This window comes from Amycolatopsis sp. NBC_01307 (assembly GCF_035975215.1).
Lineage (GTDB): Bacteria > Actinomycetota > Actinomycetes > Mycobacteriales > Pseudonocardiaceae > Amycolatopsis.
Genome location: NZ_CP108403.1, coordinates 5,505,992 through 5,529,975 on the forward strand (window position 1 = coordinate 5,505,992; position 23,984 = coordinate 5,529,975).

Consider the following 23,984-nt stretch of genomic DNA (forward strand, 5'->3'; position numbering starts at 1 on the left):
TCCGTCAGGCGAAGTGCTCCCGGCGCGCGGCGACCCATTCCGCGTAGGTCGTTCCCGGGCGCCCCAGCAGTTCTTCGACGACGCCGGTCGGCACCTCCGGGGTGCGCGTGGTCGCTTCGAAGCCGGTCAGCAGCCAGTCGGCGACCTCTTCCGGGACGCCGAAGCCGAGCCACCGCGCGCGTTGCTCGCCGGGAGTCAGCTCGCGGAACCGGATCTCCCTGCCCAGCACGGCTTCGAGCGTCGCGACCTGCCGGCGCAGGCTGATCGCCTCGGGTCCACTGAGGACATAGGTGGCGCCGACGTGCCCGTCGGTGGTCAGCACACGCGCGGCGACCGCGGCGATGTCACCGAGGTCGATCGGCGTCTGCGTCGAATCGCCGTAGGCCATGGCGACCTCGCTCCCGCGCACCATGCCGGCCCAGTCGAGGGTGTTGTTCATGAAGGACCCGGGCCGCAGGAAGGTCCGCGCGAACCCGGCCTGCTCGACCGCCGCTTCGGCGGCGGCGTAGGCGTTGCCGCTGGAAGCCGCGTGCCCATCGCCGATGCTGCTGCCGGACAGCGCGACGACCCGCTCGATGCCCGCGCCGGCCGCCAGCTCGCAGAACCGCCGCACGGTCCGAGCCATCGGAGCCAGGTACACGGCGTCGACGCCCTTCAGCGGCAGCTCGTCCGGCCTGGCCAAGGAGCCGACGACCACCTCGGCCTCCTCCGGGAGGGCAGCCCGCCCGGGATCGACGGTCAGCGCGCGCACGTCCGCACCGGCCGCCAGCAGCTCGTCCACGACCAGCCGCCCGACGCTGCCGGTCGCGCCGGTCACCAGGATCGTCATGATGCCCTCCTCGTTCTCGTATGCCGTACGAAATCGTACGGCATACGAGAACTCAGGGCACATGAGTTTCGGGGAAGAGGTCGAGCGGAAATCAGGACGTGATCGTCGGCAGCTCGGGTGCCGCGACGTCGTAGACCTTGCCCTCTTGGGTGAGCAGCGCCGCCAGGACCTTGGCCTTGCGGTCCGTCTGCTCCGCGGTCCCCCAGCGGACGATCTTGCCGCTCGACAGCGTGAACTCCACGCTCGCCGGGGTCTTGGCCGTCGCCGTTGTCACCTGCTTCAGCAGCTGCTCCGGGATCACGCCCAGGACCGCCGTCACCGCCCGGGTCACCGGGTCGTCCGCCGAGACCTTGGGCAGCTTCAGTTCCGGCAGGCCCGCCGGGCGGGCCGGGACAGTCTTGAAGACGACTCCGCCGCCGTCGACCAGGTGGACGCCGTCGCCGCCCGGGCCGCTGTCGAAGAACGCGATCGCCGTGCGCTCGGTCACCGTGATGTCGACCGTGTTCGGCCACGAGCGCGACACCTCGACCGTGGCGATGCCCGGCATGCCCGCCACCCGGTCGCGGATCTCGTCGGTGCTCAGCCGCAGCAGGGGCTTGTCGAGCGGGACCGCCGCCATCGCGCGGATCTGGTCGGCCGTCACCGTGCGCGAGCCCGTCACCGAGACGTCCTTCGCGCCGAGCATCGAGCTGAAGAACAGCAGGTAGACCAGCGCGACCAACGTCAGCACGCTCAGCAGCGCGACCCAGCGGCGCCGGATCTCGACGCGCCGGTTCGGGCGGGTGGCGCGGGCCCGGGCCTGCGGCCGCGTGGAGGCGGCGCGGGTCCGGCGGCGTTCCTCTTCGGACCGCCGGCCGCGCCGCTCCCGGGCCAGGGCAGCGCGATCCCGCTCGTCCTCTTCGGACGGACGGCGGCGCTGGCTGGTCGAACTCATGGCGTCAGCGCTTGTCCAGCTCGGCGAGGATCTCCGGGCCCAGCTGCGTGACGTCGCCGGCGCCCATGGTGACGACGAGGTCGTGGCCCTTCACCAGCCCGGCGACCAGTTCGGCCGCGACGTCGAACGCGGGCTCGTAGTGCACCGGCACCGTCACGGCGTCCGCGATCAGCGCGCCGTTGACACCCGGCTCCGGCTCTTCGCGCGCGCCGTAGACGTCCAGCACGACCACTTCGTCCGCCAGGGACAAAGCCGAAGCGAACTCCGCCGAGAACAGCTTGGTCCGCGAGTACAGGTGCGGCTGGAACACGACGACGACCCGGCCTGTCCCGGCCGCGGTCCGCACCGCGCGCAGCTGCGCGGCCACCTCGGTCGGGTGGTGGGCGTAGTCGTCGTAGACGCGGACGTCGCCGGAGCGGCCCTTGAACTCGAACCGGCGGCGCACGCCGCCGAACGCGGCGAGCCCGTCGGCCAGTTCGGCCGCGGGGGCGCCCAGCTCCAGCCCGGCGAGCAGCGCGGCGACCGCGTTGAGCGCCATGTGCTCCCCCGGCACCGCGACCCGGACGGACAGCTCCGCACCGTCCAGATCCAGGCGGACGACGCCGCCGTCCGGGGCCGGCGTGTAGTCGAGGATGCGGGCGTCGCCCTCGCCGGTGACCGTGCGGCCGTAGCGCCGGACGCGGACGCCCAGCTCCGCGGCCTGGTCGCCCAGCTCGTCGGCCGCGGCGTCGTCACCGCAGACGATCAGCAGCCCGCCCGGCACGATCCGGCCGACGAACTCGGTGAACACCTTGGTGTAGGCCTCGGCGGTGCCGTGGTGGTCCAGGTGGTCCGGCTCGACGTTGGTCACGACGGCGACCGACGGCGAGTAGGTCAGGAACGAGCCGTCGCTCTCGTCGGCCTCGGCGACGAAGACGCCGCCCTCGCCGTGGTGGGCGTTGGCGCCGGACTCGTTGAGGTCGCCGCCGATGGCGAACGACGGGTCGAGCCGGCAGTGCTGCAGCGCCACGGTGAGCATCGACGTCGTCGACGTCTTGCCGTGCGTGCCCGCGATGCAGGCGACGCGGTGGCCTTCCATCAGCCCGGCCAGCGCCTGCGCCCGGTGCAGCACCGGGATGCCGGCGGCGCGGGCCGCGGCCAGCTCGGGGTTGGTCTCCTTGATCGCCGTCGAGACGACGACCGCGGACGGCCGTTCGGCCAGCTCGTCGAGGTTCGACGCGGCCTGGCCGATGAACAGCTCGGCGCCCTGGGCCCGCAGCGACAGCAGCGCGCGCGACTCCTTGGCGTCCGAACCGGACACGAAAGCCCCGCGGGCCAGCAGGATCCGCGCGATCCCGGACATGCCGGCACCGCCGATCCCGATCAGGTGCGCGCGACGCAGTTCTTCGGGGAGCTCAGGCACCTGCGGCCTCCAGGACGATCTTGGCGAGCAGCTCGTCGGCCTCGCGGTGGCCCATGCCGACCGCGGCGGCGCCCATCTTGGCGACCCGGTCGGCGTCGACGGTCAGCGGGACGACCAGCTCGGCGATCTTCGCCGCGGTGAGGTCGGCGTCCTCGACCATCAGCGCCGCGCCGGCCGTGACGGCGGGGCGGGCGTTGGTCGCCTGCTCGCCGTTGCCGTGCGGCAGCGGGACGAACACCGCGGGCAGCCCGACCGCCGTCACCTCGGCGACGGTCATCGCGCCCGAGCGGCACACGGCGACGTCGGCCGCCGCGTAGGCCAGGTCCATCCGCTCCAGGTAGGGCACCGGCACGTACGCCGGCTTCCCCGGGAACTCCTGCACGACCAGAGTGTTCTTCGGGCCGTGCGCGTGCAGCACGCCGATGCCGGCGTCGGCCAGCTCCTTCGCCGCGCCGGACACCGCGCTGTTGATCGACTGCGCGCCCTGCGAACCGCCGAACACCAGCAGCGTCGGCGCGTCCGGGTCCAGCCCGAAGTACTCGCGGGCTTCGGCGCGCAGCGCGGCGCGGTCGAGGGAGGTGATCGACCGCCGCAGCGGGATCCCGACGACCTCGGCCTTGGGCAGCGGCGTGCCGGGGACGGCGACCGCGACGCGCGCGGCGAACCGCGCGCCGACCTTGTTGGCCAGGCCCGGCGACTGGTTGGCCTCGTGCACGACGATCGGGGTGCGCCCGCGCGCGGCCAGGTAGGCCGGGAGGGCGACGTACCCGCCGAAGCCGACGACGACGTCCGCGCCGACCCGCTCCAGCACCTCGCGGGTCTTGCGCACCGAGTCGCGGACCTTCAGGGGCAGCCGCAGCAGCTCCGGCGTGGGCTTGCGGGGCAGCGGGACCGGCGGGATCAGCTCGAGGGTGTACCCGCGGGCCGGGACGAGCTTGTTCTCCAGGCCGCGCTCGGTGCCGAGCGCGACGACCGTCGCGTCCGGGCGCAGCCGCATGACGGCGTCGGCCAGGGCGAGGGCGGGTTCGATGTGTCCTGCGGTGCCACCACCGGCGACCACGACCACGGGCGCCCTGCCCGCGGCGGCTCGCTCGGTTCCCTTGACGGGCTTACTCACCAATGACCTCTCCGGTTCGCGGTACTCCGGGTACCACGGCTCGCTGTTGTCCGCGCGGCCCCGCGAGACGTGGCCGTGCTCGTCCGTGCCGCGCTGCGGCGCACCGGCTCGCGGACCGACTTGCGCCGTTCCTGCGCCGGGGCGGGCCGCGCCGCACGGGGCGCGGGCCTGGCCGCCTTCGCCCCGGCGCGCGCCGCCCCCTTGCGCGTGGCGGGCGGGCGGTACGGGTCGGGCGCGGGCAGCCGCAGCAGACGTCCGAATTTACCCGGCCCCTGTGTCCGCAGCGCGGCCACCGCCTCCGGTTCGTGCCGGGCGGCGTTCGCGAGCACGCCCATGATGAGCATGGTGATCACCAGCGAGGTGCCGCCGTAGGAGATCAGCGGCAGCGTGACGCCGGTGACCGGCAGCAGGCCGACGACGTAGCCGATGTTGATGCCGGCCTGCGCCACGAGGAACACGGTCAGCGTGCCGGAGACGATCCGGATCCACGGGTCGATGTTGCGGGTGGCGATCCGCAGGCCCACGACGGCGACCCCGCCGAACAGGGCGAGCACGACGACGCAGCCGACCAGCCCGAGCTCCTCGCCGATCAGGGCGAAGATGAAGTCGTTCTGCACGTTCGGCAGGTAGCCCCAGTTGGACGCGCCCTGGCCGAGCCCCTTGCCGAGGAACCCGCCGTCGGCGAGCGCGAGCTTGGCCTGGTTGGCCTGGAAGCCGGCGGCGCTGGTGTCGGGGTCCGGCGAGAGGAACGACATGACGCGCGCGAGGCGGTAGGGCGCGATCAGCGCCAGCACGAGGACGCCGGCCAGGCCGCCCGCGAGGATGACGCCGAACAGCCGTTTCGGCGCGCCGGCGAACCACAGCAGGGCCAGCAGCACCACGGCGAGGGTGACCGTGCCGCCGAGGTCGGGCTGCAGCATGACCAGGGCGAACATCAGCAGCGCGATCGGCACCACGGGCACCAGCAGGTGCCGCCACTGGTGGATCACGTTGTACTTGATCACCAGGATGTGCGCGCCCCAGAACGCGAGCGCGACCTTCGCGGCCTCGACCGGCTGGAAGGTGAAGTCGCCGATCCGGAACCAGCCCTGCGAGCCGTTCACGGTCGAGCCCAGCGGGGTCAGCACCAGGACCAGCAGGCCGAGGCAGACGACCGTGGCGGTGGCCGACATCCGCCGGATCCGCTCGAGCTTGACCCGCATGCCCACCCAGAACACGACACCGCCGAGCGCGACGAAGACCAGGTGCTTGGTGAACAGCGCGTACACGCCGCTGCCGGTCTTCGGGTCGTACGAGCCGACCGACGACGCCGAGAGCACCATGACGATGCCGATCACGGTGAGCACGCCGGTGAGGGCGAGCACGAGGTGGAAGGACGCCAGCGGGCGCGAGAGCCACGCGGTCAGCGCGGTCCGGAAGACGACGAAGCCGCTCTCCTTGCGCTCCCGGCGCGGCCGCTTCGGCGGTGGCTGCCGCTTCTTGGCCTGCTCAACTGCCGTCACTCGGCGCCCCCGCTGCGTCGTCGTGGAGGACGCGCACCGCGGCGGCGAACGCGTCGCCGCGCTCACCGTAATTGCGGAACATGTCCAACGACGCCGCGGCGGGTGCGAGCAGCACCACGTCACCTGGCCGGGCCATCGCGCTGGCCGCACTCACCGCCGCAGTCATGGGTTCATGGTCACCCGGATGGAGGCTGTTCACCGGGACATCCGGCGCGTGTCGCGCAACCGCGGCGGCGATCACGGGTGAATCCACTCCGAGTAGCACAACTCCGCGCAGGCGGCCTGCGATGCTGCTCACCAGTTCGTCCACCGAGGCGCCCTTGAGCTGGCCGCCGGCGATCCACACGATGCTCTCGTGCGCGCGCAGCGACCCGGCGGCCGCGTGCGGGTTGGTCGCCTTCGAGTCGTTGACGTACCGGATGCCGGCGACCTCGGCGACCTCGACGGCCCGGTGCGGCGCCGGCTGGTAGTCGCGCAGGCCCTTCAGCACGGCGTCGGACGTGACGCCGTGGGCGCGGGCCAGCGCGGCCGCGGCCAGCGCGTTCGAGACGTTGTGCGGGCCGGCCGGGCGGACGTCGGCGATCGTGGCCAGCTCCTCGGCGCTGACCGCCGGGTCGGCGGTGAAGGCGCGGTCGACCAGCAGGTCCTCGACCAGGCCGAGCTCGCCGGCGAACGGCGTGTCCAGCCGGAACGCGACGCGGCGGGCGCTCTCGGGCGCGTGCTCGCCGGCGAGCCGCTTCGACCACTCGTCGTCGGCGTTGTGCACCACGACCTTGGCGTTGGCGTACGCGCGGCCCTTGGCGGCGCCGTAGTCGCCCATCGAGCCGTGCCAGTCGATGTGGTCCTCGGCGAGGTTCAGCACGACGGCGGCGTCCGGGGCGAGGGTCGAGGACCAGTGCAGCTGGAAGCTCGACAGCTCCACGGCCAGCACGGTGTACCCGGCCTGGACGGCGTCGAGCGCCGCGTAGCCGATGTTCCCGCAGGCCACGGCGTGGGCGCCGGCGGCCCGCAGGATCGACTCGAGCATGCCCGCGGTGGTCGTCTTGCCGTTGGTGCCGGTGACGACCAGCCACGACGGCGGGTGCTCGCGCAGCTGCCCGACCCGCCAGGCCAGCTCGACGTCGCCGATCACCTCGACGCCCGCCTCGGCCGCGGCCACCAGCAGCGGCGACGTCGGGCGCCAGCCGGGGCTGGTGACGACGAGGACGACGTCGGACGGCGGCTCGGTCAGCCCGGGCACCAGCTCGGCGCCCAGGCCCTCGAGCTCGGCCAGGCGCTCGGCGTTGCCGTCCGTGACGGTGACGCGCGCGCCCAGCTCGACCAGCACGGGAACGATCGACTTGCCGGTCACACCGGCACCGGCGACCAGGACGTGACGACCGTCGATCTCCACGTCAGCCTCCGAGCTGCTCGCTGTAGAACAGGCCGAGGCCGAACATGCAGCAGATCGCCGACAACAGCCAGAACCGGATGATCACCGTGGTTTCGGCCCACCCGGCCAGTTCGAAGTGGTGGTGGAAGGGGGCCATCCGGAACAGTCTTCGCCGGGTGGTCCGGAACACCGCGATCTGCGCGACCACCGAGATCATCTCGACCATGAACAGGCCGCCGATGACGATGGCGAGCAGCTCGGTGCGGGTGGTCATCGACAGCCCGGCGACCAGGCCGCCGAGGGCCAGCGAGCCGGTGTCGCCCATGAAGATCTTCGCCGGGGCCGCGTTCCACCAGAGGAACCCGACGCACGCGCCGGCCGCCGCCGCGGCGACCACCGCCAGGTCGAGTGGATCTCGGACGTCGTAACAGGCGGCCGCCGGGCCGTTCGCGCAGGAGAGCCGCTCCTGCCAGAACGAGATGACCACGTAGGTGGCCAGCACCATCGCCGCCGCGCCGCCGGCCAGGCCGTCGAGGCCGTCGGTGAAGTTCACCGCGTTCGACCAGCCGGAGATCACGATGTAGCAGAAGATCACGAAGATCACCGACGGGAAGGTGATCAGCGCGAGGTCACGGGCGTAGGAGAGGCTCTCCGACGCCGGCGTGATGCCCTGCTCGTTCGGGAAGTTCAGGGCCAGGACCGCGAAGGCGATGGTGACGACGAGCTGGCCGACCAGCTTCGCGGTCTTGTTCAGCCCGAGGTTGCGCTGCTTGCGGATCTTGATGAAGTCGTCGAGGAACCCGACGACGCCCAGGCCGACCGCGAGCATCAGCACGAGCAGCCCGGAGACCGTCGGCGCGCCGCTGCGGGCGTTGAACATCCAGTTGATCAGGTGCGCGGCGAAGTACCCGACGACCATCGCGATGATGATCGCGACACCGCCCATGGTCGGGGTACCGCGCTTGGACTTGTGTCCCTGGGGGCCTTCCTCGCGGATCTCCTGGCCGAAGCCCTGCCGGGAGAAGACCCGGATCAGGTAGGGCGTGAGCAGGATGGAGACCAGCAGGCCCGCAGCGGCCGCGATCAGGATGCTGATCACGCGTCACCACCGTTCGAGCGTTCTCGGTTGTCTTGGGGGGAGTTCCCGGGGTCGAGCAGAGCTTCGGCCACCCGCCAGAGACCGGCGGCTTTGGAGGCCTTGACCAGCACCACGTCCCCGGGACGGAGCTGATCATGCAGCAGGGCGGCGGCGGCCTCGACGTCGGGTACCAGCTTCGCTTCCTCGCCCCAGGAGCCCTCCTGGGTGGCCCCCTGGTGCATGGCCGCCGCCTCGGGTCCGATCACGACGAGCTTGGCGATGTTGAGCCGCACGACGAGCCGGCCGATCTCGTCGTGCGCGGGGATCGTGTCCGCGCCGAGCTCGCCCATCACGCCGAGCACGGCCCAGGACCGGCGGCCGCTCTCGCGCGTCATCGCCGCCAGGGCCTTCAGGCCGGCCCGCATCGACTCGGGGTTGGCGTTGAAGGAGTCGTTGAGGACCGTGACGCCGTCGGCGCGGGTGACGACCTCCATGCGCCGCGCGGACCGCCGTTCGAGCGACGACAGCCCCGCGGCGATCGCCGCCGGGGTCGCGCCCAGTTCGAGGGCGACCGCCGCGGCGGACAGCGCGTTGCCGACGTGGTGCTCGCCGTGCAGCGGGAGCGTGACGTCGGCGTCGCCGGCCGGGGTGACCAGCCGGAAGGAAGCGCGGGCCTCGTCGTCGAGGGTGATGCGCTCCGCGCGGATGTGGGCGGACGCGGTCTCGCCGACGAACACCACGCGGGCCTTCGTCCGGCTCGCCATGGCCGCGACCAGCGGGTCGTCCAGGTTGAGGACCGCGACGCCGTCTTCGGGCAGCGCCTCGACCAGCTCGCCCTTGGTCTTCGCGATGCCTTCGCGGGAGCCGAACTCGCCGACGTGCGCGGAGCCGACGTTGAGCACCACGCCGATCTTCGGCGGGGCGATCTCGGCGAGGTGGGCGATGTGCCCCGGCCCGCGCGCGGACAGTTCCAGCACCAGGTGCCGGGTGCTCGCGTCGGCCCGCAGGGCGGTCCAGGGGTGGCCCAGCTCGTTGTTGAACGACCCGGGCGGCGCGACGGTCGGGCCGAGCGGCTCGAGCAGCTGCGCGATGACGTCCTTGGTGGACGTCTTGCCCGACGAGCCCGTGACGCCGACGACGGTCAGGTTCCCTTCGGCCAGGCGCTGCACGACGTGGCGGGCGAGCTTCGCGAGCGCGCCCAGCACCGCCGCGCCGGAGCCGTCCTGGTCGCCGGTCAGCGCGACCGACCGCTCGTGGGCCTCCCCCGCCCCCAATGGAGGCACGACGATCGCGGGCGCGTCGACCTCCCGGGCGGCCAGCACGGCGACGGCACCGGACTCGACGGCCTTCGCCGCGAAGTCGTGGCCGTCGACCTTCTCCCCCGGCAGGGCGACGAACAGGCCGCCGGGGACGAGCTTCCGGGTGTCGAACTCCACGCTGCCGGTCACCTGGGCGCCCGGGTCGGCGCGGTGCAGCCGGCCGCCGACGACGTCGGCGATCTCGGCCAGGCTGAGCACGATCACACACTCACCTCGAGTTTGTTGCGGATGGCCGCGGCCAGCTCGTCGCGGTCGGAGAACGGGTGCACGACGCCGCCGGCCTCCTGGCCGGTCTCGTGCCCCTTGCCGGCGAGGAAAACGATGTCGCCCGGGCCGGCGAGCGCGACGGCGCGCGCGATGGCCTCGCGGCGGTCGCCGATCTCGGCGATCTCGCCGCCCTCGGCCGGGCCGACCCCGCGGGCGCCGGCCAGCATCGCCGCGCGGATGGCCGCGGGGTCCTCGGAGCGCGGGTTGTCGTCGGTGACGATCAGGACGTCGCTGCGGCGGGCCGCCGCCTCGCCCATCATCGGGCGCTTCGCGGTGTCCCGGTCGCCGCCGCAGCCGAGCACGGTGATGATCCGGCCGTCGGTGCGGGCGCGCAGCGCGTCCAGGCCCTGCGCGACCGCGGCCGGCTTGTGGGCGTAGTCGACGACGGCGGTGAACTCCTGGCCGACGTGCACCCGCTCCATCCGGCCCGGCACCTGCACCCGGGCGAGCCCGGCGACGATGTGTTCCAGGCTCACCCCGGCGGTGCTCAGGATCGCGGCGGCGAGCACGGCGTTGGCGACGTTGAACTCGCCCGGCAGCGGGATCCGGGCGGGCGCGCTGACGCCGTCCGGGCCGTGCAGGGTGAACGTCTGCTCGCCGTGCGGGGTGGCTTCGAGGTCGGTGGCCTTCCACGCGGCGTCGGTGCCGGGATCCGTGGTCACGGTGACCGTCTGCGGCGTGAGCAGGGCCTGTCCCCACGCGCTGTCGACCACGACGACCTCGGTGGTCGAGCGGCCGTCGAACAGCAGCGCCTTCGCGGCGAAGTACTCCTGCATGTCCTTGTGGAAGTCCAGGTGGTCCTGGGAGAGGTTGGTGAACGCGCCGACGGTGAACCGGGTGCCGTTGGCCCGGCCGAGCGCGAGCGCGTGGCTGGAGACCTCCATCGCCACGTGCGTCACGCCGCGCTCCAGCATCACCGCGAGCAGCGCCTGCAGGTCCGGGGCCTCCGGCGTGGTGAACCCGCTGACCAGCCGTTCGCCGGCGATCCGGGTCTCGACGGTGCCGATCATGCCGGTGGTCAGCCCGGCGGCCTCGAGCCCGGCGTCGACCAGGTAGGACGTCGTGGTCTTGCCGGAGGTGCCGGTGACGCCGAGCACGGACAGCCGCAGCGACGGCTCGCCGTAGATCCAGGCGGCGATCTCGCCGAGGGCGGCGCGCGGGTCGGCGTGCACGAGGATCGGGACGCCGGCGTCGCGCAGCGCGGGCCGTTCGGCGCCCGCGGCGTCGGTGAGGACCGCGACGGCCCCGGCGGCGACGGCCTGGTCGCTGAAGTCGGCGCCGTGCGCGCGGGCGCCGGGCAGCGCGGCGAACAGGTCGCCGGGCAGCACGTGCTGGGCCCGCAGCGTGGTGCCGGTGACGGTGAGGTCGGCGGCGTCGGGCGAGCCGGCGATCAGGCGGGCGTCCGCCCTGGCGAGCAGCGTCGCCAGCGGGACCGGGACGATGCGCGCCGGGCGCGGCGGTGCGGGGACCGCTTTCACCGGGCTTTCCGGCACCGGGGAACTGGACGAGGACACGGACACGGCCAAGAGGCTACCGGCGGCCGGTTCGGGGGCCCTCACGCGGTACGGCGATTGCGTGCGCGCCCGGCACATGTGCTAGACGCGCCGGCAGACCCTCTTGCGGCGCAACAGTTTCCCGCACGCGCGGGGCCGATGTGGACGGTGAGCACGGAAAGCCCCCTCACCGCGGTGAGGGGGCTTTCACGGACCGTGCTCACGGTTCGGCTCACGGTTCGATGAGCGGGACCTCCGGCGCCGGGCCGTCGGACAGCGGGATCTGGAACCGCTGCGTCAGGTACGAGGCGATGGTGTGGAACAGCGGCGCGGCGGAGTGGCCCACCGGCAGCGTGGTGTCCGGCGCGTCCAGCCGGATGCCGACGACGAACCGCGGGTGGTCGGCGGGCAGGATGCCGGCGAAGGTGATGTTGTAGAGGTGGTCGCTGTAGGCCTTCGTCCGCGGGTCGACCTGCTGGCCGGTGCCGGTCTTGCCGGAGATCTGGTACCCCTCGACCGCCGCCGTCGGCGCGGTGCCCTTCTGCAGGCCCTTGCCGTTCTGCGCGACCGCGCGCATCATGTCGCGCACCGTCTTCGCCGTCGGCGCGGGAACCACCTGCACCGACTTCGGCGCCGGCTCGGGCACCGTGGTGCCGTCCGGGTTCACCTTCGCCTTGACGATCCGCGGTTCGACGCGCAGGCCGTCGTTCGCGATCGCCTGGTACATCCCGGCCATCTGCAGCACGGTCATCGACAGGCCCTGCCCGATCGGCAGGTTGCCGAACGTGGTCGCCGACCACTGGCTCTGCGCCGGCACCACACCCGCGCTCTCGCCGGGCAGGCCGACGCCGGTGCGCTGGCCGAGCCCGAACTTCTTGAGCAGGTCCGAGTAGCGGTCCGGGCCGATCTTCTGCGCCAGCAGCAGCGTCCCGATGTTGGACGACTTGGCGAAGATCCCGGCGGTGGTGAAGTTCTGCGTGCCGTGGGTCCAGGCGTCGTGCACCGTCTTGTCGGCGATCTGCAGCGCGCCGGGCACCGCGGTGGTCGACTCCGGCGTCGCGACGCCGTACTCGATCGCCCCGGTGGCGGTGACGATCTTGTTCACCGAGCCGGGTTCGAACGGCGTGGTGACCGCGGGGTTGGCCAGGTCGTCGGTCGTCCACGTCGACTGGTCGTTGGGGTCGAACGACTTGTCGTTGGCCAGCGCGTAGACCTCGCCGGTCTTCGCGTCCATGACCACGGCCTGCCCGCCCTTGGCGTGCGACTGCTGGACGTAGTCCGTCAGCTGCCGCTGCACCTCGTACTGCAGGTCGGAGTCGATGGTCAGCTCGAGGTCCGACCCCGGGACGGCGGCCTGCAGGTCGCGCTCGGTACCCGGGATGACGACGTTGTCGCTGCCGTTCTTGGTGTTGACCAGCATCCGCCCCGGCGTGCCCGCCAGGTCGTTGTCGCGGACCAGTTCCAGCCCGACCAGGCCGTGCAGGTTGTGCTTGGAGACGACCGGGTCGTCGGAGCGCCAGTTCGCGGCGCCGACGATGTTGGAGGCGAGGCTGCCGCCCGGGTACTCGCGCAGCGCGCGCTTCTCGACGCCGATCCAGGGGAACTGCTTGACGATGTCGGCGGCGACCGACGGCTCGACGTTGTTCTCCAGGTAGGTGAAGGACGCCTGCTTGTGGAACAGGTCCAGCAGCTGCTGCTCGGTGAGCTGGCTCGGCACCTTCGCGGCGATGTACTTCGCGGCCGCGGCGGTCTCGGTGTCGAACGTCTTCTTCGTGCCGGGGGTCTTCACGGCCAGGTCGTCCATGCTCTTGTGGAACGCCTTGAGGTTCACCGACAGCGTGCGGACCTCGACGCTGAACGCGAGCTTGGCGCCGTTGCGGTCCACAATGGACCCGCGCTGGGCCGGGATGTCGATGGTCTGGGTGCGCTGCTTCTCCGCGGCCAGCGACAGCTCGCCGGCCTCGAACCACTGCACCTGCACCAGTTTCGCGCCCGCGACGACGAGCACGGCGACCAGGATGAGGCGCACCGCGGAGAACCGGCTGCGGTGGCCGCCGTTGCCCCGGCTCGCGGCCGCGCTCCGGGTCCCGGCGGCGTAGGTCCGCCGCGCGCTGCCCGCGTTGCGCGCCCGGGCCTGGCCGCCCCGGCTCGCGGCCATCACTGACCCCCGGGCTGGGCCGGCGGCGGCGCCGGCTGGTCTTCGGCGGGCACCGCGGGCTGGTCACCCTCGATCGGCGCGCCCTGCTGCGACTGCGTGCCCGCGGCGGGGGCGGCCGGCGGCGCGGCCGGCACCGCCGGGGTGTCCGCCTTGGCCTTCTTGGGCTCGCCGACCAGCGACGTCTTCCCGTCGGGCCCGACGAGGATCCGCGCCGGGTCGCCACCGGGCACCATGCCCAGCTGCTGGGCGGCGGGGGCCAGCGACGCGGGCGACTCGGCCTTGGCGACGTCGCGCTGCAGCTGCTCCTTCGTCTCCGCCAGGTTCGAGTTGGTGGTGCGCAGCTGCTCGAGGCGGTAGGAGTCGGCGATCGCCTGCGTGGTCAGCCACAGCGTGGTCGCCACGCCGGCGGCCAGCAGCGCCATCATGAGCAGCACGAACGACGCCCGCGACTTCGGCAGCCGGAGCTTCAGCTTGGGCTTGGGCACGTCCTCCCGGCGCTCCGCCGGCTTCGCCTTCGGCGCGGTGCGGGGCTCGCGCTCCTTCAGCAGGTCGGCGCGCTGGGCGCGGCGGGCGTAGGCGCGCTCGGCCGCGGACGTCCGCCCGCGCGACGCGCGCCGGGGCGCGGCCTGGCCCGGCTCGTCGGTCTTCGGCTCGGTTTCCACCTCGACGGTGGTCCCGCGCGCGACACTACTGTCACGCTTGCGCGTCGCGGGCCCGCCGGCCCGGCGCTTCGTGGGAGCGGTCATCGCGGCTCTCCGATCCTCTCGGCGGCCCGCAACCGCACCGAAGCGGCGCGCGGGTTGTGTTCGGTCTCCTCTTCGCCGGCCTTTTCGGCCCCTCGGGTCAGGAGCTTCAGCTCCGGTCCGTGCCCCGGCAGCTCCACGGGAAGTCCTTCCGGCGTGCGGGACTTCGCGAGCTCGGCCAGTGCCTGCTTGACCAGCCGGTCTTCCAGTGACTGGTAGGACTCGACGACGATCCGGCCGCCGACGGCGAGCGCGCGCAGCGCCGCGGGCATGGCCCGGCGCAGCACTTCGAGCTCGCCGTTGACCTCGATCCGCAGCGCCTGGAACGTCCGCTTGGCCGGGTGCCCGCCGGTCCGCCTGCTCGCCGCCGGGACGGCGTCGTAGAGCAGCTCGACCAGGCGCCCGCTCATCGTGAACGGCTCCTTCTCGCGGGCGTTCACGACCGACCGGACGATCCGCTGCGCGAACCGTTCCTCGCCGTAGTCGCGCAGGATCCGGATCAGCTCGCCGGGGGCGTAGGTGTTGAGGACGTCGGCGGCGGTGAACCCGGTCGTCGGGTCCATCCGCATGTCGAGCGGCGCGTCCTTCGAGTAGGCGAACCCGCGCTCGGCGCGGTCCAGCTGCATCGAGGAGACGCCGAGGTCGAACAGGATGCCGTCCACACGGGACAGTCCCAGCCCGGCCAGTGCCTCGGGCAGCTCGTCGTAGATCGTGTGCACGAAGTCGACGCGGTCGCCGTGGCGGGCCAGGCGTTCGGCGGACTTCTCCAGCGCGGCGGGGTCGCGGTCCAGGGCGACCAGCCGCAGGCGCGGGAAGGCTTCGAGGATGGCGTCGGAGTGCCCGCCGAGCCCGACGGTCGCGTCCACGAGGATCGCGTCGCGGTCGGCGAACACGGGAGCGAACAGCTCGACGATGCGATCGAGCAGCACCGGGACGTGCTCGGGTGCCGTCATGTCCCCTCCCCCTTTCTCGGTGCCCGTTTTCCGTGGGCGACTCGGGGGGAAATGCAGCGGATGCCGTCAGGTCCCTGTCCGCCCGCTGCTGACCTGGTACCGGGGAAGGTGCACCAGGGCCATTGAGCGGACAGAGGCCTCACGGCATCCGGGTGGGCGTCTCCACGGTGCGCGGGCGGTGGCGTACCCCCGTCCCCCGACGACGTGGGTGCACCGCGACCACGCGCCTAGAAGACGCCCGGCAGTACTTCCTCTCGAGCCTTCGCGTAGCTGTCTTCGTGTTCCTCCAGGTACCCCTGCCACGCTTCGGCGTCCCAGATCTCCAGCCTGGTGATCGCCCCGATCACCACACATTCCTTGCTGAGCCCCGCGTAGCGGCGGAGCTCGGGCGCGATGCTGATGCGCCCCTGCCCGTCAGGGCGTTGCTCGTCCGTCCCGGCGAACAGGTAACGCTGGTAGGCCCGGACGGCCTCGTTCGTGAACGGGGCCTCGGCGACCTTGCGCGCCATCTGCTCGAACTCGGCGCGGGGGAAGACGAAGAGACAGTGGTCCTGCCCCTTCGTGAGCATCAGCCCGCCGGCCAAGGCGTCGCGGAACTTCGCGGGCAGCGCGAGCCGCCCTTTGTCGTCCAGCTTCGGGGTGTGGGTGCCGAGGAACACGGCCTCCACCTCCCTACCGCATCCGGTGGCGGACCACTGGCTGCGGCTCCGGGGCTTCCCTTCCGCCCCACTGGCCACCACCGTACCCCACTTTTCACCACAGTCAACGCGACAAAACCGCGTCTCACTCCGTCGTGTCTCCCGTTTGCGCTGGTCAGCAAGGTGGGGGTGAGTGGGGGGTGCGGTGGGGCACCGTGGCCAAGATCCCCCGCGGTGGTGGACCAAAGCAACCTCAGCTGCCCCCGAAACGTCCGCATAACGGCCGCGAAAGAACCAGTACCACCCGCCGTGGGGCCGGGTGGGGACTCCGGTGGGGTGCGGTGGGGATCCGGGTGGGGTCCGGTGGGGACGCGGGTGGCGCGAAGCGGGGAACCCGGGTGACCAGCACACCGACGTGACGGAACCCGGAACTCGCGTGACTGCAGCCGCCATTCGCGTGACGGGACCCGTAACTCGCGAGTTCCGCCCTCGATCACGCGAGTCACGGCTCCGGTCACGTGACTTCCGCCGTCGATCACGCGGGTCCCGGGCTTGGTCACCGGGACTGCCCGTCCGGCCACGGTTCGTGCCCCTTCGGGCACCCGGGTCAGGCTTCGGGGGTGAGCAGGGCGGCGACGCGGGACGCGAGGCGGGCGCTGTCGACCGGGGTGACGGTCACCCACTCCTGCCCGCCGCGGCCCGCGGTCTTCGTCGCGCAGTAGGCGCCGACGTCGGTGTCGAACCACGTCAAGCCGCCCGTGCGCTCGACCCGGCCCGACGCGGCCCGGCGGCTGACGCTGAACTGGCCCGCCGCGTACACCGGGCGGGCCTGGATCGCCAGCACCTCCCGCAGCTGGGCCGACGACGCCGCCGAGCGCGCGCCGCGCTCGGCGAACACCGGGTCTTCGACGCCGGTGGCGAGCGCGGCCGCGGCGAGGCTGACGCCGTAGCCCGGGCCCGCCGTCAGCTCCGGCAGGACGTCGACGATCGCCGTGCACAGCTCGCTTTCGCGGATGCCGTCCAGGCTGATCGTCTGCTCCGGCTGGGTCGCCAGCACGCCGCGGCGGCCGCGGACCGCCGCCACCGCGCGGAACGGCACCGCCGCCGTCATGTCGGCCAGTGCTTCGCAGGCGACGAACACCTCCCCCGCCGCGAGCAGCTCCAGCCGGTGCGCCAGCGCGGGCTCCAGCCGGGTCCCGTCGTAGAGCCCGCGCCCGGCGAGGTTCTCGTAGACCGCCTTGCGGACCCCTTCGCGCTCCTCGTCGGTGCCGCCGACGCTGCGCACGCCGAGCGGCTCCGGCGGCCGGTCGTGGCCGAGGTCCGTCCAGAGGATGTCGAACGCCGACGCGGAGACGCGGATCAAGCCTGCCCCAGCGCCGGCGGGGCCGCGAACGTCTCGGCCGGGACGTGCCCGTGCAGGGCCGTGTCCCGGGTCCGGAGGACATCGATCGCCTTCTGCCGCGCGGCTTCCGCCTCGGCGCGGCGCGCCTCCATCTCGTCGGCCAGCCCGGCCAGCACGAGGATGTTGCCGGCGCCGGCGGCGTCGCGGATCATCGCCGCCGGGTCGTAGGTCACCGGCGGCGGCATGTCGGCCCGGGCCCGCGCGGCCGCGTCCGCCTGCGCGCCGACCGCGGTGCCGACCGACGCCGACACGGCGGCGGAGTGCGACAGCCACTGCGCGGCCCGGCCGAGCGAAGCGCGCGCCGCGTCACCGCCCGGCCCCTGCCAGGTCTCGTGCGTGCCGGCGATCAACGCGGCCAAGTCGGCGGTCGACTCGTGCAGCCGCTTCGCGAGCCCGTCCCAGCGGGCGCCCACCTCGCCCGCGGCGACCGGGTCGTTGTCCCGCTCGACCTCGGCGGCCATCGCCTCGTGGCTGTAGGACTCGTACCGCGCGGCGGGGACGGGGGGTTCGGCGTCGGGCACGGCACACCTTCCGGTCGTCGGGTCAGGGCAGCTTGGGTTCGACCAGCCCGGCCACCGTGCCCGCGCGGCGGCACGCGAGCGTGGTGTCGGTGAAGCCGGAGTTGCTGACGTCGACCTGGACGCTGCCGGAGTCCCCCACCCCGAGCAGCACGGCGCAGGTGCCGTCGGCGGCCTTCTTGTCCGAGACGCGCAGCGCCGGGTGGGCGCCGACCGTGGTCCTGGTGGCCGTCTTCTTCGCGACGGCGAGGTCGGCCAGGCCGTTGCGCTCGTCGAGGGTCACGGTGACGCCGAAGCTCGCGGGCACCGTCCAGTCGCACGCCCGCGCGCCGGCGATGTCCTTCGGCTTGCCGAGCACGCTCACCCCGGCCGCCGAGCGGTCCTGCGGCGAGAGGAGCGTGCAGGGGTCGAGCGCGGCCAGCGTGCCGGGCTCGGCCGGGGGCCGCGACGTCGACGGCGCCACGGTGGAGGCGCCGCCCGCGACGGCCGGCAGCGCGGGTTGCTGCCCGCAAGCGGCGAGCAGCAAGAGGGCCGGCGCCCACAGATACTTCTTGTGCACGCTGTCAGCCACCCGTGCAGTCCACGCCGTCCGCCGCCGTCTCGTCGGCGTGCTGGTACTTCGCCAGCGCCTGGCCGATCCGGTGCTTGAGCGTCTCGAGCTCCTTGCCGAACGCGGTCAGCTGCTGCACGGCCGAGCCCTGCCCGCCGATGCCGTACTCGGCCATGAACTTGCCGATCTCCCCGGCGTACCCGCCGCCCAGCGGAACGCTGCGGCCGAGCACCTTGGCCTCGCGGACCATCTCGCCGACGACGTCCTGCAGCTGGCCGAGCTTCGCGTAGGCGTCGGTCGCCAGCTCGGGCGCGACCGCGAACCCGCGGACGTCGAACGGCGGCTGCGTTCGCACCTCGCTCATAAGCGGTTGCGCCTCTCCGAAAGCGGAAACAGTCGGGCGACCTCTGACAAGAAGAGCGTACGACAGTGCAGGGCGTCAGCAGGAGCACCCGGAATCGGGTGACACTGCACCCGATCGGAGTATCGTCCCTGCTTGCGCAGTGTCATCGACCGCCATCGCGACTGTCCGGCCGGCGGCTTCGCGGGGTTCCGCCCCTCGGTTCGCCCGGGTTTGACACACTGGATGGAAGGCTGGTCGCTGCGCGGACAGCAGCCAGGGGGCCGACCGGCCCGGCTGGTGCGCACTCCGCGCCCAGCCATGCGCCACCAGGAGGTCGAGTGACGTCGAGAATCCAGTCTGCGACGCCCGGATCGGGCGAGCAGGCATCCGGGCGACCGCCTTATCCGGCGGACGCCTCGGGCAACGGCCGGGTGAACGCCCGGCCGGGCAGAGTGTCGCTGGACGAACTGCACGAGGCCGCCCGGAAGATCGCCGCCAACGTCGAACGGGTGCTGGTCGGCAAACCCGACGTCATCCGGATCGCACTGGTCACCCTGCTCGCCGAAGGCCACCTGCTGGTCGAGGACGTGCCCGGCGTCGGGAAGACGTCGCTGGCCAAGGCGCTGGCCCGGTCCATCGACTGCACGGTCAGCCGCATCCAGTTCACCCCGGACCTGCTGCCGAGCGACGTCACCGGCGTCTCCATCTACAACCGCCAGTCCGGCGAGTTCGACTTCCGCCCCGGCCCGGTGTTCGCGAACATCGTGGTGGGCGACGAGATCAACCGCGCCTCGCCGAAGACGCAGTCGGCGCTGCTGGAGTGCATGGAAGAGCACCAGGTCACCGTCGACACCTCGACCTACAAGCTCGAAGAGCCGTTCATGGTGATCGCGACGCAGAACCCGATCGAGATGGAAGGCACGTACGCGCTGCCCGAAGCCCAGCGCGACCGCTTCACCGCGCGGGTCTCCATCGGCTACCCCGACCAGCAGGCCGAGCTGGCCATGGTCGACGAGCACGCCGGGCACAACCCGATCGAGGACCTGCAGCCGGTCTCCGACGGCGAGACCGTGCACCGGCTGATCGAGACGGTCCGCGGCGTGCACCTGGCCCCCGAGGTCCGCCGCTACGCGGTCGACCTCGTCGCGACGACGCGGCAGCTGCCGGAGATCCGGCTCGGCGCGTCCCCGCGCGCGACGCTGCACCTGGTCCGCGCGGCGCGCGCCCAGGCGGCGCTGTCGGGCCGCGACTACGTCGTCCCGGACGACCTGCACACCGTCGCGGTCCCCGTGCTGGCGCACCGTCTCATGCTCACCACCGAGGCCCACGCGGCCCGCCGCTCGGCGACCGACGTCGTGCGGGCGGTCCTGCACCGCGTCCCGGTGCCCCAGGGCTCCGGCCCGCGCCAGTAGTCCCTTCGGCGAAGGTGAAGAGAACCGCATGCTGCGTGCCCTGTCCGGCCTGACCACCCGCGGCCGATGCCTGCTGGCCGCGGGGCTCGCGGCCGCGGTGTGCTCGTTCGTCCTCAACGAACGCGACCTGCTGCGGGTCGCCGTCTTCGTGGTGGCCCTGCCGCTGCTGGTCGCCGTGTTCATCTCGGCGACCCGGCTGCGGATCGGCGCCACCCGGGCGCTGCACCCCCAGCGCGTCGCGGTCGGCGCGAACGGCGAGGTGCAGCTCGAGCTGTGGCGCAGCGGGCGGCTGCCGGCCGGCGAGATCCTGCTCGAGGACGGCGTGCCGTACGCGCTGGGCTCGCGGCCGCGGTTCGTCGTCGAACGGCTCCCGCACGACAGGCGCGTCGCGCTGCGCTACCCGCTGCAGCCGGTGCTGCGCGGGATCCAGCAGGTCGGGCCGCTGCGCGCGACGATCACCGACCCGTTCGGGCTGTGCGAGTTCGAGCGCGAGCTGATCGGGCACTCGCGGCTGGTCGTCGTCCCCCGCGTTGTCGCGCTGTGGGGGCTGCCGAGCGGCGCGGGCATCGGCGTCGGCGACGACGGCACCGTCCGGCTGCACGCCGGGCAGGGCGAGGCCGACGTCATCGTCCGGCAGTACCGCCAGGGCGACGACCTGCGGAAGGTGCACTGGCGCTCGACCGCCCGCCGCGACGAGATCATGGTCCGCGTCGAGGAACGGCCCTGGCGCGGCGGCACCACGGTGCTGCTCGACAACCGCGCCGCCGCGCACCACGGCTCCGGTCCCGCCGCCAGCCTGGAGTGGGCGGTGTCGTTCACCGCGTCGGCCGCGCTGCACCTGCGCCGCGCCGGGCACCGCGTCCGGCTGGTCAGCGAGCACGGCGTCACGCTGGCCGACACCCCCGGCGACGGCGGCGACCACTACGACCACATCGTGCTCGACGCGCTCGCCGCGCTGCAGCCGGCGCACCAGCGCGACATCACGCTGGCCCGCGACCCGGCCGACGGCCAGGAGCTGATCGCCGTGCTCGGCACCGTCAGCACCGAAGCCGTCCACGAGCTGACCCAGTTCCGCCCGCGCGGCATCCGCAGCCTCGCCGTCCTGCTCGACACGCCCACGTGGTCGGCCGGGGTGAGCGCGCCCGAGCAGCGGGCCGCCGCCACCGAGGACTCGGCCGCGCTGCTGCGCGCCGCCGGCTGGGGCGTGGTGATCGCCGGACCCGGCTCGCCGATGCCGCAGGTGTGGGCCGAGCTCTGCCAGGCCGGCGCCCGCCGCGGCACCCTGATCGGCGGGAACCGATGAGCACCGCCGCCCCGCCGCGCCCGTCGGCCACCCCGCCCCGGCGTCCGTCCTCCCAGCACCCGCTCTCCGCGTGGCGCGCCAGCCTGCTCGCCCCGGCCTGCGCCGCGATCGCGACGCTGTGCGCGGCGACGTCGGTGACCAGCGTCGTGGCCGGCCTGGCCTGGTTCGGCTACCTGTTCGTCGCCGTCCTGCTGATCGGCGCGACCGGGCTCGCGCTGCGCTCGCTGCAGGTGCCGACCGTGCTGGTCGGTCTCGGCCAGCTGCTGGTCCTGCTCTTCCTCATCACCGGCGCCTTCACCACGCACGGGATCCTGCTGGTCGTGCCGGGCCCGGACGCCTTCACCGAGCTCGGGAACACGCTCTCGGCGGCGGCCGAGCAGATCCGCGTCGGGCTGCCGCCGGTCGAGGGCAGCCAGCCGATCCTCTGTCTCATCACGATCCTGATCGGCCTGGTCGCCGTCCTGGTCGACACGCTGACGGTGGCCGCCGCGGCGCCCGCCGCGACCGGGCTCGTGCTGCTCTGCGTCTACGCCGTGCCGGCCGCGCTGTCCGAGGACATGCTGCCCTGGTGGACGTTCCTGCTCGGCGGGGCCGCGTTCGCCGGCCTGCTCGCCGTCGACGGCAACCACCGGCACCAGCGCTGGCGCACCCGCGACGCCCCCGGGCGCAGCGGCAAGCCGGGTGTGCTGTCGGCGCCGGTCGCGGTCGTGGCCGCGGCGGTCGTGCTCGGCCTCTTCGGCGGGGCGATCACCTGGGTCGGCACGGTCGGGCGGATCCCGTTCGGCAACGGTGGCGACGGCCCGGGCGCGGGCGCCGGCGGGTTCGGCATCCAGCCGTTCACCGAGCTGCGCGGCATGCTCGACCAGGGCGCGAACCGGGAGCTGTTCAAGGTCCGCGGCCTCGGCACCGACCGGCGGCTGCTGCGCGCGATGACGCTCGACACCTACTACCCCAACAAGGGCTGGGGCATCCACGACGACGGCCGGTCGCAGCAGGGCATCCCGATCACGCCGCAGCTGCCGCCCGCCCCGGGCGACGACGGCGCCGGCCCGGCCCGGCGGGTCGACGTCGAGCCGACGAGCTGGCGCGACAACTGGCTGCCGGTCTACGGCGCGCCGCGCGCGATCGACGGCGCGGGCAGCGGCTACCTCTACGACCAGGTCAGCGGCACGGTGTTCACCACGCGCAGCGAGGTCCCGCCGTCCTACACCGAATACGCGTCGCTGAAGGAGCCGACGGCGCAGGAGCTGCGTGTCACCGACAAGGTCGACGACCTCCCGCCGCGCTACACCCAGCTCGAGCGGGTCGACGACCGCGTCCGCGCGAAGACCGACCAGCTGATCGCGGGCAAGTCCAACGACTTCGACCGGGCCAGCGCGATCTGGCAGTACTTCACCGCGCAGAACGGCTTCGTCTACGACACGCAGACCGCGCCGGCCAACGACGCCGACGCCCTCGCCGACTTCATCCTCAAGGGCAAGCGGGGCTTCTGCGAGCAGTTCGCCTCGGCGATGGCCGTGATGCTGCGGGTGGCGAACATCCCGTCGCGGGTGGCGATCGGCTTCACCCCGGGCGTCCCGGTCAACGACTACCTGTCGATCACCACCCAGGACGCGCACGCGTGGGTCGAGGTGTACTTCGGCGACAAGGGCTGGGTCACGTTCGACCCGACCCCGCTGTCCGACGGCCGCGGCATCACCCCGTCGTACCTGCAGGCCGGCGGCGAGAACGGCGACCAGCCGGACGACACGCAGGTCGCGCCGAGCACGGTGCAGTCGAGCGCCGCGCCGACCGGCGTGCCCCGCGACACCGGGCCGAACGCACAGGCCCAGGACACCCAGCAGACCGACGACGGCACGCCCGCCTGGGCGTGGATCCTGGTGTACGTGCTGGCCGGCTTCGCGATCCTGGCGACCCTGCTGGTGGTCGTCGGCGGAATCCTCTACCGGAGACGGCCGGGGGTCACGCCGGAGAGCGCGCCGGCCCGGACCGGGCTCGGGGCGGTGCTGACGAACTGGATGCCGCTGATCACCACGGTGCTGTGGGTGGCCGTGCTGGGCGTGCTCTCGTCGCTGCTGTCGTGGTGGTTCGGCTTGATCGTGGTGCTGCTGCTGGCCGCGTTGCTCGGCCCGTCGGCGGCCCGCGACGTCGGCCGGCGGCGACGGCTGCAGGAGATCGTCGGGCAACGGCCGGGCGCGGCGGACGCGGCGTGGTCGGAGCTGCGGGCCGAGTGCGCCGACCGCGGGCTGCCCATCCCGCCGGGCGACACGGTCCGGGTGGCCGGGCAGAAGCTGGCGAAGAAGCACCACCTCGACGACGAAGGCCGCGAAGGCCTGCGCACGGTCATCGGGGTCGTGGAGCGCTCCTGGTACGGCCAGGACGGCGAAAGCGACCCGACGCTCCCCTCGGCGTTCGACCACCTGCGCCGGAGCCTGCACCGCAACGCCCCGCTGTCCTGGAAGGGCCGCCTCTTCCCGCGCTCGATCTTCCGCAACCGCGACTGACCGTTCCAGGCAGCACGCGAGATCCGCCGGGAATCACGCGAGATCCGCCGGGAATCACGTGAGTTTCGCCCCTGATCACGCGGGATCCGGTTCCGCTCACACGGGATCCGGGGCTGGTCACGCGGGTCGCGGAGCGGGGCACGTGGG

Annotated in this window: 20 protein-coding genes; 3 read left to right on the forward strand and 17 right to left on the reverse strand. The window is 73.1% G+C overall.

All coding sequences use genetic code 11. From position 1 onward, the window contains the following. Nucleotides 1-4: 4 nt before the first annotated feature. From OG439_RS23300 to OG439_RS23380, 17 genes are all read right to left on the reverse strand, one after another. On the reverse strand, nucleotides 5-829 hold the full coding sequence (locus OG439_RS23300) for an NAD(P)H-binding protein (RefSeq protein ID WP_326951443.1): 825 nt from the start codon (nucleotides 827-829) through the stop codon (nucleotides 5-7). Nucleotides 830-920: 91 nt separating this feature from the next. Next, nucleotides 921-1,763: a cell division protein FtsQ/DivIB gene (locus OG439_RS23305; RefSeq protein ID WP_326951444.1), complete on the reverse strand. Its 843-nt coding sequence runs from the start codon at nucleotides 1,761-1,763 to the stop codon at nucleotides 921-923. 4 nt (nucleotides 1,764-1,767) lie between these two features. Next, nucleotides 1,768-3,165, reverse strand: coding sequence for a UDP-N-acetylmuramate--L-alanine ligase (murC, locus tag OG439_RS23310; protein ID WP_326951445.1), 1,398 nt, complete (start codon nucleotides 3,163-3,165; stop codon nucleotides 1,768-1,770). Then, nucleotides 3,158-4,282: an undecaprenyldiphospho-muramoylpentapeptide beta-N-acetylglucosaminyltransferase gene (gene murG, locus OG439_RS23315; RefSeq protein WP_326951446.1), complete on the reverse strand. Its 1,125-nt coding sequence runs from the start codon at nucleotides 4,280-4,282 to the stop codon at nucleotides 3,158-3,160. The genes murC and murG overlap by 8 nt, the downstream gene beginning before the upstream one ends. Further along, nucleotides 4,279-5,784: a putative lipid II flippase FtsW gene (ftsW, locus tag OG439_RS23320; protein WP_247054578.1), complete on the reverse strand. Its 1,506-nt coding sequence runs from the start codon at nucleotides 5,782-5,784 to the stop codon at nucleotides 4,279-4,281. Before ftsW ends, murG begins: the two co-directional genes overlap by 4 nt. Next, nucleotides 5,771-7,177, reverse strand: coding sequence for a UDP-N-acetylmuramoyl-L-alanine--D-glutamate ligase (gene murD / locus OG439_RS23325; protein WP_326951447.1), 1,407 nt, complete (start codon nucleotides 7,175-7,177; stop codon nucleotides 5,771-5,773). Before murD ends, ftsW begins: the two co-directional genes overlap by 14 nt. Before the next feature lies 1 nt (nucleotide 7,178). Beyond that, nucleotides 7,179-8,255 (reverse strand): phospho-N-acetylmuramoyl-pentapeptide-transferase, encoded by a 1,077-nt coding sequence (mraY, locus tag OG439_RS23330; RefSeq protein WP_247054583.1) that lies wholly within the window; start codon nucleotides 8,253-8,255, stop codon nucleotides 7,179-7,181. Then, nucleotides 8,252-9,757, reverse strand: a complete 1,506-nt coding sequence (locus OG439_RS23335) for a UDP-N-acetylmuramoyl-tripeptide--D-alanyl-D-alanine ligase (RefSeq protein ID WP_326951448.1) — start codon at nucleotides 9,755-9,757, stop codon at nucleotides 8,252-8,254. The genes mraY and OG439_RS23335 overlap by 4 nt, the downstream gene beginning before the upstream one ends. Further along, on the reverse strand, nucleotides 9,754-11,298 hold the full coding sequence (locus OG439_RS23340; RefSeq protein WP_326951600.1) for a UDP-N-acetylmuramoyl-L-alanyl-D-glutamate--2,6-diaminopimelate ligase: 1,545 nt from the start codon (nucleotides 11,296-11,298) through the stop codon (nucleotides 9,754-9,756). Before OG439_RS23340 ends, OG439_RS23335 begins: the two co-directional genes overlap by 4 nt. A 247-nt stretch (nucleotides 11,299-11,545) precedes the next feature. Further along, complete coding sequence (locus OG439_RS23345) at nucleotides 11,546-13,471, reverse strand: peptidoglycan D,D-transpeptidase FtsI family protein (RefSeq protein WP_326951449.1); 1,926 nt, start codon at nucleotides 13,469-13,471, stop codon at nucleotides 11,546-11,548. Next, on the reverse strand, nucleotides 13,471-14,217 hold the full coding sequence (locus OG439_RS23350) for a hypothetical protein (protein WP_326951450.1): 747 nt from the start codon (nucleotides 14,215-14,217) through the stop codon (nucleotides 13,471-13,473). The genes OG439_RS23345 and OG439_RS23350 overlap by 1 nt, the downstream gene beginning before the upstream one ends. Beyond that, on the reverse strand, nucleotides 14,214-15,167 hold the full coding sequence (gene rsmH, locus OG439_RS23355; RefSeq protein ID WP_326951451.1) for a 16S rRNA (cytosine(1402)-N(4))-methyltransferase RsmH: 954 nt from the start codon (nucleotides 15,165-15,167) through the stop codon (nucleotides 14,214-14,216). The genes OG439_RS23350 and rsmH overlap by 4 nt, the downstream gene beginning before the upstream one ends. 227 nt (nucleotides 15,168-15,394) lie before the next feature. Further along, a complete protein-coding gene (mraZ, locus tag OG439_RS23360) occupies nucleotides 15,395-15,826 on the reverse strand; it encodes a division/cell wall cluster transcriptional repressor MraZ (RefSeq protein WP_247054593.1) in 432 nt (143 codons plus the stop codon). A gap of 586 nt (nucleotides 15,827-16,412) precedes the next feature. Further along, nucleotides 16,413-17,168 carry an ESX secretion-associated protein EspG gene (locus OG439_RS23365; RefSeq protein ID WP_326951452.1) on the reverse strand — a complete coding sequence of 252 codons (756 nt, stop codon included), beginning with the start codon at nucleotides 17,166-17,168 and terminating at the stop codon, nucleotides 16,413-16,415. Then, nucleotides 17,165-17,668: a PPE domain-containing protein gene (locus OG439_RS23370; RefSeq protein WP_326951601.1), complete on the reverse strand. Its 504-nt coding sequence runs from the start codon at nucleotides 17,666-17,668 to the stop codon at nucleotides 17,165-17,167. Before OG439_RS23370 ends, OG439_RS23365 begins: the two co-directional genes overlap by 4 nt. Before the next feature lie 82 nt (nucleotides 17,669-17,750). Further along, complete coding sequence (locus OG439_RS23375; protein WP_326951453.1) at nucleotides 17,751-18,296, reverse strand: DUF3558 domain-containing protein; 546 nt, start codon at nucleotides 18,294-18,296, stop codon at nucleotides 17,751-17,753. Beyond that, nucleotides 18,289-18,639 carry a hypothetical protein gene (locus tag OG439_RS23380; RefSeq protein ID WP_247054599.1) on the reverse strand — a complete coding sequence of 117 codons (351 nt, stop codon included), beginning with the start codon at nucleotides 18,637-18,639 and terminating at the stop codon, nucleotides 18,289-18,291. The genes OG439_RS23375 and OG439_RS23380 overlap by 8 nt, the downstream gene beginning before the upstream one ends. A 317-nt stretch (nucleotides 18,640-18,956) precedes the next feature. On the opposite strand from OG439_RS23380, the gene OG439_RS23385 reads away from it, so the two are divergent. From OG439_RS23385 to OG439_RS23395, 3 genes are read left to right on the forward strand one after another with little or no spacing between them, the layout of a single operon-like run. Further along, nucleotides 18,957-20,030, forward strand: coding sequence for an AAA family ATPase (locus tag OG439_RS23385; protein WP_247054601.1), 1,074 nt, complete (start codon nucleotides 18,957-18,959; stop codon nucleotides 20,028-20,030). A gap of 28 nt (nucleotides 20,031-20,058) precedes the next feature. Beyond that, nucleotides 20,059-21,333, forward strand: coding sequence for a DUF58 domain-containing protein (locus OG439_RS23390; RefSeq protein ID WP_326951454.1), 1,275 nt, complete (start codon nucleotides 20,059-20,061; stop codon nucleotides 21,331-21,333). After that, nucleotides 21,330-23,837, forward strand: a complete 2,508-nt coding sequence (locus tag OG439_RS23395) for a DUF3488 and transglutaminase-like domain-containing protein (protein ID WP_326951455.1) — start codon at nucleotides 21,330-21,332, stop codon at nucleotides 23,835-23,837. Before OG439_RS23390 ends, OG439_RS23395 begins: the two co-directional genes overlap by 4 nt. Nucleotides 23,838-23,984 lie beyond the last annotated feature (147 nt).